Origin of the sequence: Cellvibrio sp. OA-2007, from assembly GCF_000953825.1 — a bacterium.
GTDB lineage: Bacteria > Pseudomonadota > Gammaproteobacteria > Pseudomonadales > Cellvibrionaceae > Cellvibrio.
This window is the reverse complement of sequence record NZ_BBUL01000044.1, coordinates 1-1,790: the sequence shown is the minus strand read 5'-3', so window position 1 is coordinate 1,790 and position 1,790 is coordinate 1. Positions and strand designations below refer to the sequence as shown.

1 protein-coding gene is annotated in these 1,790 nt (G+C 45.3%); it reads left to right on the top strand.

Translation table 11 applies throughout. From position 1 onward, the window contains the following. The first annotated feature begins 174 nt into the window (after positions 1-174). Positions 175-1,785 carry a methyl-accepting chemotaxis protein gene (locus AWU77_RS02190; protein WP_062058592.1) on the top strand — a complete coding sequence of 537 codons (1,611 nt, stop codon included), beginning with the start codon at positions 175-177 and terminating at the stop codon, positions 1,783-1,785. Positions 1,786-1,790 lie beyond the last annotated feature (5 nt).

Below are 1,790 nucleotides of genomic sequence, written 5' to 3'. Positions count from 1 at the left end.
TCTCCCTCATTTCGGCGCAAATGGCATAAAAAGCCTGACGAAGTTTGCGGTTTTAGTGCTCGGCTGCTATACCCAAATGACTATTAAAGTGCATATTGATAATTCATTTTTATCTGTGCGAACGACCCAATATGGGGCGTAAAGAATAGATCCCCTCCATTTGAGGCTAGGCTAATGTTTCGCTTGACCATCGCAAAAAAATTAATGTTGTTAGTGGCAATTGCCCTTTTGGGTTTTGTGATTAGTCAGGGCTATTCGCTCGGAGTTGAGCGCGCCAATAGTGGGCGCTTGGCTGAAGTTGAACAGCGTATTTACCCTACGCTGGAGTTAACTACGATTAACCTTGGCTCACTGTTATTAATGGAGCAACAGATCAATAGTTCAGTGACAACGGGTGATGAGCAAGCCTTAGTGGATGCAGATAAGCACTACCAGGAAATTCGCGGCAATCTTCAAAAGTTATCCGCATTAAGTGGCGACTTATCGGTACAAGTGAAAGATATAGATACGCAATTACAAAGTTGGTATAGCACTGCCATTCGCATCGCAAAAAGTTTTATAGCAGGCACTGTCGATTTTGAAAAAGTGGGCGCAGAAGCCGCCGCTAATGCTGACCGATTAACTGCCTTGAGAAAATCTTTATCAAGCATGAAAAGTGAAACAGCCAAGCACTTCAATGAATCTATCAGTGAAACAATTTCGGCCTCAAAAAATGCAATCAGAATAGCGTTGATGATTGCCGTATGCGTAGTGATCGCACTTTTGGTAATCAGTGTAGTGACGAGCCGATCAATTACTTCAAGTATTAATGAAGTCACTGCATCGCTAAAAGAAATGTCTTCCGGTGAAGGTGATTTAACCAAACGAATTCATTATGCCGGAAAAGATGAAATTCTCTACCTGGTGAAATATTTCAATGCTTTTGTCGAAAAACTGCACGGCTCTTTCGCGCACGTTAGTCAAGATGTAGGTGGGCTATCGCAGGTGGCAGCACGTTTAACCAACTCCAGCGCCAGCAATAAAGAACGTATTAATGAACAGGCACATGCTATTTCAAATATGCGTACTTCTATTGAAGATTTAATGAAAATGGTTAATGAAATTTCCGAGTTTGCCAATAATGCATCGCATCAAGCGCAAGACGCTAGCAGCGCAGCGGCGCGCGGCAAAGAAACCTTGGCGACCAATGTATCCACCATTAGTACCTTGGCAGAAGAGGTGCGCAGTGCGGCCGGTGTGGTGAATCGCTTCGAGGAGTTTTCATCGGATGTGGGGCAACTGCTCAATACAATTCAAAATGTTGCCGAGCAAACAAATTTGCTTGCGCTAAATGCAGCAATTGAAGCTGCCCGCGCGGGTGAGCATGGGCGTGGCTTTGCGGTAGTGGCCGACGAGGTGCGTGGCCTTGCAGTGCGCACACGACAGGCAACCGAAGAGATTCATAAAGTGATCAGTGAATTGCGGCAGGTGTCGGCGAGTGCTGTCACCGCAATGCAAGGTAGTGTGGAGCGCGCCAATCGCGGTGTGGAGGCCACTATGGCATCGGGCGAAGTGCTGAATTCTATTTTAAATAATGTTGAAACTATTAGCAGTATTAATGAGCGTATCGCCGCAGCAACTCACGAGCAAACGGTTACTTTTTCTCATGTGTCAGAACATGTGAACGGTATTTATCACAGCACCCAGCAGGTCACTACAAGTACCAACGAACTGAATGAGATTAGTCAGGATATAGGCCATATCAGTCAAGAGTTGCGCAAAGTGGCAAGTCAATTTCGCGTTTGATTTTT